This window comes from Methylobacterium sp. WL6, from assembly GCF_008040095.1.
In the GTDB taxonomy this organism is placed as follows: Bacteria; Pseudomonadota; Alphaproteobacteria; order Rhizobiales; family Beijerinckiaceae; genus Methylobacterium.
The window spans coordinates 1-7,920 of the sequence record NZ_VRVH01000215.1; the positions used below are offsets into that span (position 1 = coordinate 1).

The 7,920-nt window shown below is 71.5% G+C and carries 8 protein-coding genes; 3 read left to right on the forward strand and 5 right to left on the reverse strand.

Features of this window, described 5'->3' with window-relative positions:
- Positions 1-233: 233 nt before the first annotated feature.
- The 4 genes from FV230_RS21035 to FV230_RS21050 all read right to left on the reverse strand — a co-directional run bounded on the left by FV230_RS21035 (position 234) and on the right by FV230_RS21050 (position 4,676).
- On the reverse strand, positions 234-1,316 hold the full coding sequence (locus FV230_RS21035) for an MlaD family protein (protein WP_147729241.1): 1,083 nt from the start codon (positions 1,314-1,316) through the stop codon (positions 234-236).
- Between the two features lie 89 nt (positions 1,317-1,405).
- On the reverse strand, positions 1,406-2,215 hold the full coding sequence (locus tag FV230_RS21040; RefSeq protein WP_187275573.1) for an ABC transporter ATP-binding protein: 810 nt from the start codon (positions 2,213-2,215) through the stop codon (positions 1,406-1,408).
- A gap of 25 nt (positions 2,216-2,240) precedes the next feature.
- Complete coding sequence (locus FV230_RS21045; RefSeq protein WP_246694943.1) at positions 2,241-3,341, reverse strand: MlaE family lipid ABC transporter permease subunit; 1,101 nt, start codon at positions 3,339-3,341, stop codon at positions 2,241-2,243.
- A gap of 111 nt (positions 3,342-3,452) precedes the next feature.
- Positions 3,453-4,676 (reverse strand): MFS transporter, encoded by a 1,224-nt coding sequence (locus FV230_RS21050; protein ID WP_147843775.1) that lies wholly within the window; start codon positions 4,674-4,676, stop codon positions 3,453-3,455.
- A gap of 151 nt (positions 4,677-4,827) precedes the next feature.
- On the opposite strand from FV230_RS21050, the gene FV230_RS21055 reads away from it, so the two are divergent.
- The 3 genes from FV230_RS21055 to FV230_RS21065 all read left to right on the forward strand — a co-directional run bounded on the left by FV230_RS21055 (position 4,828) and on the right by FV230_RS21065 (position 7,333).
- Positions 4,828-5,853 carry a hypothetical protein gene (locus FV230_RS21055; RefSeq protein ID WP_147843776.1) on the forward strand — a complete coding sequence of 342 codons (1,026 nt, stop codon included), beginning with the start codon at positions 4,828-4,830 and terminating at the stop codon, positions 5,851-5,853.
- Positions 5,854-6,048: 195 nt separating this feature from the next.
- A complete protein-coding gene (locus FV230_RS21060; RefSeq protein ID WP_246694942.1) occupies positions 6,049-6,777 on the forward strand; it encodes an AAA family ATPase in 729 nt (242 codons plus the stop codon).
- 115 nt (positions 6,778-6,892) lie between these two features.
- Positions 6,893-7,333: a DUF1489 domain-containing protein gene (locus FV230_RS21065; RefSeq protein ID WP_147843778.1), complete on the forward strand. Its 441-nt coding sequence runs from the start codon at positions 6,893-6,895 to the stop codon at positions 7,331-7,333.
- Between the two features lie 55 nt (positions 7,334-7,388).
- On the opposite strand, the gene FV230_RS21070 is transcribed toward FV230_RS21065, so the two are convergent.
- On the reverse strand, positions 7,389-7,920 hold a 532-nt coding region (locus FV230_RS21070; protein WP_147843779.1), incomplete at its 5' end, for a hypothetical protein.

The following is a 7,920-nucleotide window of genomic DNA, read 5'->3' on the forward strand; positions in this document are numbered from 1 at the left end:
CCGGCAGCGCCATGAGGTCGAAGGTCAGCGGCGCGGCGCCCCCGCCGCAGCCGCCGAGGATCGGGGCGACGAGCGAGGCGACCAGGGCCAGACCGGTAACGGGACGGAGCATACGCGATACCTGAACGTTCCCGGCCGGGTGGCCGGGAACGGATGAAGCTGTGCCGTTCAAACTATTCGGCCGCATGAAATGTGCCGTGCGGCGAGGCACATCGACCCGGAACGGCGCGACTTCAGCGGCCACCGTTGTATTCCGGCAACGACGGCTTGCCGCCGAAGATCACCTGCGAGGGATCCCGCTCCAGCGTCCGGACCGTGCGGTTCAGGGTGTTGAGCGTGCGTTGCCCGTCGGTCGACAGGGCCTCGACCTCGCGTCGGCCAGTGCCGCTGAGCCGCCCGAAGCTCGTGGCGATGTTGGCGGTGCGCTTGTCCAGGTTCTCGGACAGGGTCCGGAACGCCTTGCCGGCGTCGCGCACCGAGATCGCGGCCTCGCGCACCTGCGTGAAGGTGCTGGCGCCGGCCTCGCCCGAGGCGGATCCGAGGAAGCCCTCAGCGCCCTTCAGCACGGCGTCGATCCGGTCGGCCGAGGCGTTGAGCTTGCCCGCCAGCGACCGGGCGTCGTGCAGGCCGGCCTCGATGTCCGGGCTCGACGTCGCGAGCGCGCTCGAGAACCGGTCGGCGTTGTCGATCACGCGGTTAAGCTTGCTGCCGTCCACCGCCTTCACCAGGCTCGAGACGGCGGGCCCGGCCTCGGCCAGCGTCTTCGAGAAGCTCTCGACGTTGGCGAGCGTGCGGGTGATCGCGCCCTCGTTGCCGGCGACCAGCTTGTCGAGGCGCTGGAGCACGTCGTCGGCCCGCTGCGCGATCTGCTTGGCGGCGGCCATCATGTCCTGGATGTCGGACGAGTCGGCGAAGATCGTCGGCATCTCGCCGTTCGTGCCCGGCGCCAGCGCCGGCGCGTCGGCGTTGCCGCCGTTGAGCGCGATCACCGAGACGCCGGTCAGCATCGCCGAATCGAGGCGCGCGCGGGTGTCGGCGCGCAGGGGCGTCGAGGGGGCCACCTTGATCTCGGCGATGACCCGGCGCGGGTCCTGCGGCAGCAGGTGGACGTCCGTCACCTCGCCGACCTTGATGCCGTTGAAGGTCACGCTCGACCCGCGCGACAGCCCGCCGACGCTGCCCGAGAACACGACGCGCACCGCCTGGCTCACCTGCCGCGACGAGCCGCCCGACAGCCACAGCACGAAGCCGAAGCCGACCAGGATCACCCCGAGGGTGAAGGCGCCGATGAGGGCGAAGTTCGCACGGGTCTCCATGATCTCAGGCCTTCCGCCAAGCTGTGGCATTCGTGCGGTGCGCGGGCGCACCCGCGCGGCGCGCTGGCATCCGCCCCCGGTGCGAGCGGTCACGCATGGGCGGGGACGCCCGTCCGCACCGGCGCCGCCGGGACGATCGCGCGGGCTCGCTTGCCGTGGAAGTACGAGCGCAGCCACGGGTGGTCGTGCGCCAGCATCTCGTCGATCGTGCCGGCGGCGATGATCTGTCCGTCGCCGAGCGCCGCGATGCGGTCGCATGCGGTGTAGAGGCTGTCGAGGTCGTGCGTCACCATGAAGACGGTGAGGCCCAGGGTCTGCTTGAGGGTCGCGACCAGCTCGTCGAACTCGCCGGCGCCGATCGGGTCGAGGCCCGAGGTCGGCTCGTCGAGGAACAGGATCTCGGGGTCGAGCGCGAGCGAGCGGGCCAGCGCCGCGCGCTTGATCATGCCGCCCGACAGTTCCGAGGGCAGCTTGTCGGCGGCATCCGGCTTGAGGCCGACCATCTCGATCTTGAGGCGCGCGAACTCGTCGAGCAGGCGCTCGGACAGGTTCAGGTGCTCGCGCATCGGCATCTGGATGTTCTGCTTCACGGTGAGCGCCGAGAACAGCGCGCCCTGCTGGAACAGCACGCCCCAGCGCTGCTCGACGCCGCGGCGCTCGGCGATGGTGAGGCCGTCCATGTCCTGCCCGAACACCTCGATGGTGCCCGAGCGCTTGGCGACGAGGCCGAGGATCGTGCGGGTCAGGACCGACTTGCCCTGGCCCGACGGGCCGACGAAGCCGAGGATCTCGCCGCGGCGGATGTCGAGGTTCAGGCCCTTCAGGATGGTGCGGTCGCGAAAGCCGACGACGAGGTCGCGGACGCGGATGATCGGTTCGGGTTCGGTCGTCTCGGGCATGGCGTCTGGGTTTCGCACCGGATCCTCAGAAATCGATCGCCGCGAAGAACACCGCGAACAACCCGTCGAGGACGATCACCATGAAGATGGATTTGACGACTGAGGCGGTGACGTGGCGCCCGAGCGATTCCGCCGAGCCCTCCACGGCGAACCCCTCGATCGTCGCGATGATGCCGATGATCAGCGCCATGAACGGCGCCTTGATCAGCCCGACGAGGACGTGGTGGACGCCGACCGCCGCCTGCAGCCGCGCCAGGAACTGCTCCAGCGTGAGCCCGCCATAGGCCATCGCCGTGAGGCCGCCGCCGGTCAGCGCCGCGAGCGCCGCGATCAGCGTCAGCATCGGCAGCCCGACGACGAGGGCGAGGATGCGCGGAACGATCAGGATCTCGATCGGGTCGAGCCCCATCACGCGCAGGGCGTCGACCTCCTCGCGCATCCGCATCGAGCCGATCTCGGCGGTGAAGGCCGAGCCGGAGCGTCCGGCCACCATGATCGAGGTGAGCAGCACGCCGAGCTCGCGCAGGATCAGGAGCCCGATCAAGTTGACGACGAAGGCCGCCGCCCCGAAGCGCTGGAGCTGGAAGATGCCCTGCTGCGCGACGATGCCGCCGACGAGGAACGAGATCAGGAAGATGATCGGCACGCCGCGGAAGGCGACCTGCTCGATCTGGTTGACGAAGGCCCGGCCGCGGAAGGTCGACGGACGCGACGCCACGCGCAGGCACGCGGCGATCACCTCGCCGAGGAAGGCGAGCCCCGTGATCAGGTCGTGCCCGCCGCGGACCACGCGGCGGCCGAGGCCGTCGAGCATCTCGAAGACCCGGCCCTGGCGGACGGGAGCGGCCGGCTCGGGATCGCGCAGGTGCATCTCGCCGAGCAGGATGCGGTGCTCAGGCCGCACGTCGGCATAGCTCAGGCGCCCGCCGGCCGCCTCGATCTCGCCGCGGGTCCGCTCCAGCACCCAGGCGCCGAGGGTGTCGAGGCGCGCGACGGCGCTCAGGTCGACCATCACGGGGCGGCTCCTGGCCTCGGCGGCGATCCGCGCCGCGGCGATCTCGACCGCGCCGCCCTGGTCGGCCGTCCAGCGCCCGTCGAGCGCGACGCGTCCGTCGCCCGGCGCGATGGTCGCGCCGGCGGGCTGCCGGTCGAGTCGATGCGTCGGCGTGGTGTCGTTGGCCTGCACGAAGCCTGTGTCCCTCGATCGGCGCCGGTCTGCCTGCGCGATATGTTCAGATTAGGGTTGACGGTCCGTATCGTGCCGCACCGCAACCGGAGGCTGCCCGGTGGCAGGGACCCGGGCCGCGGCCCGGCTCGCGGCGGCCGCGGTCAGGGCGAGGCCCGCGACCGCGAGCGGCGCCATCGCCAGGAAGACGAGGGGACCGCCGGCCCGGTAGGCGAAGCCGCTGAGCAGCGTGGCGCCGGCCGCCGCCGTCGCGTTCGCGGCGCTGAGCGTGCCCTGTGCCCGGCCGCGGGCGCCGTCCGGGGCGAAGGCGGAGACGGCGGCCATCGCCCCGAGCTGCGTCGCGCCGAAGGTCAGCCCGTGCAGGGCCTGGAGGCCGACGAGCGCGGGCAAGGTGTCGCCGAGGGCGTACATCCCCACGGCGCGAACCAGCGCCGCCCCGCCGCCGAGGGCGAGATAGCGGAACGGCGTGCGCCACGCGGCCGGCAGGCGGGCGACGCAGGCGAACAGCACGATCTCGGCGACCACCCCGACGCCCCAGAGCGCGCCGACCGTCGCGGTCGAGAAGCCGTGCGCGGTCCAGTGGATGCTGCCGAAGGCGTAGATCGCCGCGTGGCTCGCCTGGATCGCGGCGGCGGCGGCGACGCAGAGCTTGAGGCGCAGCGGCAGCCGTGGACGAAGCCCCTCCGCGTGCTCCGGCGCCGGCGCGGCGACCGAGCGGCTGGTGAAGGCCACCACGCTCGCGATCAGCGCCAGCCCTGTGAGCAGCAGCGGCACCGCGAGGGTTTCGCCCATCGCCGTGAGCAGCGCCCCGCCGGCGAGGTTGGCGATGAGGAACGCCACCGAGCCCGACATCCGGATACGCGCGTAGTCGAGCCGCGGCTGCCGGCGGACGGCGGCGAGGGTGAGGTAGTCGATGCTCGGAACCAGCGGCGCGCCGGCGACCGCGTTGAGCAGCACGAGGAGCGCCAGCGCAGGCCAGCCGATCCCGGCGCCGGCCGGCATCAGGGCGTAGGTCGCCGCCAGGGCGAGGCTGCCCGTCAGCAGCAGCGCCCGGGCGCCGACGCCGCGATCGATCAGGCTCATCAGCGGTGCGGTGGCGACGATGCGCGTGGCGATCGGCAGGGCGAGCAGCAGCCCGATCACCGAGGCGTCGAGGCCGAGCGCGGCGAGCCAGACCGGCATGAACGGCATCGCGATGCCGATCTCGACGAAGACCACCGCGTAGAGGAGCGACAGGCGGAAACGGCTGGGCTCGAGAGTCGGGGACGCGGCCAAGGTCTCGGATCGATGCAGGGTGGATCGGGACGGGAGCGGCCACCGTAAGCCGCCGTTAAACCGATCCTGTCAAATTGCGCTCTTGCCAGAGTTGCGCCGGAGCCGGGTCTCGTCCCACCGCGCGAGGCTATCGCCTTCGAGGACGCGTATCATGTCCGGTTCCCACTCGCTGACGGCCTTCGAGCCGACCGAGTACGAGGCCATCGAGGCGACCATGAGCGGGAGCGCCCGCGGGCGCTGGTTCCTCGCGGAGTATGCCCGCCGCAACCGCAGCGCCGACACGACCGTGCTGCTCGACGCGATCGCGCGGCTCGAATCCGCGGTCACGGACGGGCACGGCCTGGACGCGGTCAGCCATTTCCGCGGCGACATCATGGAGATGGCGAGCGCGATCAGCCGGACCAAGGCCGAGATCGCGGCGATCACCGATCCCGATCACGACCAGACCCGCCTCGGCATCGCCTCGGAGGCGCTGGACGCGATCGTCCAGGCGACCGAGCGGGCGACCACCGACATCCTCACCGCCGCCGAGCAGGTTCAGGAAAGCGCGTGGTCGCTGCGCGAGCACGGCATCGACGAGGCGGCCTGCGACGCCCTCGACCGCTACGCGACGCAGATCTACACCGCCTGCTCGTTCCAGGACCTCACGGCGCAGCGCACGAGCCGGATCGTGCAGACCTTGCGCTATCTCGAGGAACGCCTGATCGCGATGATGGCGATCTGGGGCGATGCCGGCGCTCCGGTCCCGCCGGCGCCGGGCTACGCGACCTCGCGCCCGGCCCGCGAATCGCGGCCCGAGGACCTCGATCAGAGCGACGTCGACCGCTATCTCGGCATGGACGCGCCGGCGGTGATCGCCGCCGCGCATGCGGCTCTCCGCGCGATCGAACCCGGTGCGGTGCCGCTCCACGACGACATCGTGTTCCTGCCCTCGGCGCCCGAGCCCGAGCCGGAGCCCGAGTCGGCCGCGGAGGCGTCGGATGTCGAGGCCGAGCTGGATTGGGCCGACGATTTCGAGGCGCAGATCGCCTCCGAGGACGACGCCCTCCAGTTCCGGGCTGCCGACGCGAGCCCCTCCGACGTCAGCGCCGAAACGCATCCGCCCGCGGAACGTGCGCTCAGCTTCGCCGAGATCGATGCGCTCAGCGTCGAGGAGAAGCTGGCGCTGTTCTGCTAGGGCTCCGCCGTGCGAGCGAGACCGCCCTCCGATCCGGGACCGCGCCTGCGCCGGCGAACCACGGCGGGGCGACGCGTTCCCCGAACCTCGGGATCGCGCCTCGCGCCGCTTGCGCCCCCGTGAGATCGCCGCCCCTATGGGCCAAAGGGGCGAAGCGACGGAGGCCGGGCGTTGCCGAGGTATCGGAACAAGTCGTTGCCGCCGCCGTACCTGAAGCGGGTCTGGCTGCCCGACGACGCGGTCTACGATCGCGACGCCTATCCCTACTGCATTCCGCTGTTCCGGGAGGGCGGGTTCGAGCTCGCGTTCGATCGTCCGGTGACCATCATCGCCGGCGAGAACGGGGTCGGGAAATCCACCCTGCTGGAGGGCATCGCGGTCCTCGCTGGGTTCGACGAGAGCGGTGGCGGCGCGGGCTACCGCGCCGTCGACAACGCCCGGGCGGCCGAGACCAGCGGCGGCGACCTCGCGCGGGTGCTCCGGGCGAGCTGGCTGCCGAAGGTCGGTCGCGGCTGGTTCTTCCGGGCGGAGAGCTTCTTCTCCGTCGCCCGCTACCTCGACGAGGTCGGCAGCCCCAGCGCGGATTTCCTGTCCTACTCGCATGGCGAGGGCTTCATCCGGTTCTTCGAGGAACGCTGCGCCAAGCCCGGGATCTTCCTCTTCGACGAGCCCGAAGCGGCCCTGTCGCCGAACCGGCAATTCGACTTCCTCAAGCTCTTGAAGCGCATGGAGGCGGGCAACCAGACCCAGGTGCTGATCGTCACGCATTCGCCGATCATCATGGCCCATCCCGGCGCACGGCTGCTGCGGATGAGCCGGCACGGCCTCGAGCCCGTCGCCCTTCAGGACACCGAGCATTTCCGGATCCTGCGGCAGTTCGTGAGCGATCCCGAAGGCATGATCGAGGCGATGACCGACGCGTAGCAACGATCGCGCGGCCGGAACTTGTAGCCAGGACGAAGGGTCGCGCGTTCGCCGCAATGATCCGGCGTTACACCCTCCGCGCATCGCCCGGCGCCTGCGAGAGACCGACGACATCGTGGCCCTTCACCTGCTCAAGCTCTGCGTCGGCCCCGCCTCGATCGACGAGTTGGAGGCGCGTCAATCCCGGTTCCGCGACGAGGCGTTGCGGCTCGGTGCCGATCCGGCGCCGGTCCACACCACGCGGATGGTCCCGAAGCGGCGGGCCGAGATCGCCGGGCACGGCTCGATCTACTGGGTGATCAAGGGCACGCTGAGCTGCCGCCAGGCGATCACCGCGATCGACCTCGTCATCGGCGACGACGGCATCGGCCGCTGCCGCCTCGTCCTCGATCCGGCGATCGTCGCGGTGACGCCGCGGCCGTGCCGACCGTTCCAGGGCTGGCGCTACCTGACCCAGCGCGATGCGCCGGGGGACCTCGGCATCGGCGCCGCCGCCGACCTCGCCGCCATGCCCGAGGCCCTGCGCCGCGAGCTGGTCGGTCTCGGGCTCCTGTGATCGGACAAACGAAGGGCGGCCCCGATGGAGCCGCCCTTCTCGCGTCTGGCAGACGTCAGGCGCCCTCGAACCGCCCGCTCGCATGGGCGAGCATCGTGTAGACCTTGCCGGTCTCGGAGGTCAGGTAGGCGTCGGCGCGGGCCGCGTCGCGGTCATTGCGGGCCACGTCGCCGAGCAGGCGCTCGAACTCGCTGACGTAGCGGTCGACGGTGCGGCGGAACTCGGCGTCGGCACGGTAGCGGCGCTGCATCTCCAGGAAGGTCTGCTTGCCCTGCGGCGTGTAGATCTTGATGTCGAACAGGTTCGGCTCGCCGCGACGATAACGCTCCCACAGGTCGACCGCCGTGCGGTGGTCGATCATCCGCGCGATGTCGGCCGAGATCGTCTCCAGGGCGATCCGACCGGTCTCCACCGCGGCCTTCGACGTGCCCGGGGCAGGAACGGGGGGCTCGGCGACGCCGGCCTCGTCCTCGTCGTCGAGCGAGGCCCGCGTCAGCAGATCGGACAGCCAGCCGCGCTTGTCGCCGGAGGCCGGGCCTGCCGTCGGGCGGACCGGGGACGCGGGACACGCGGCCGGCGTCTCGGCC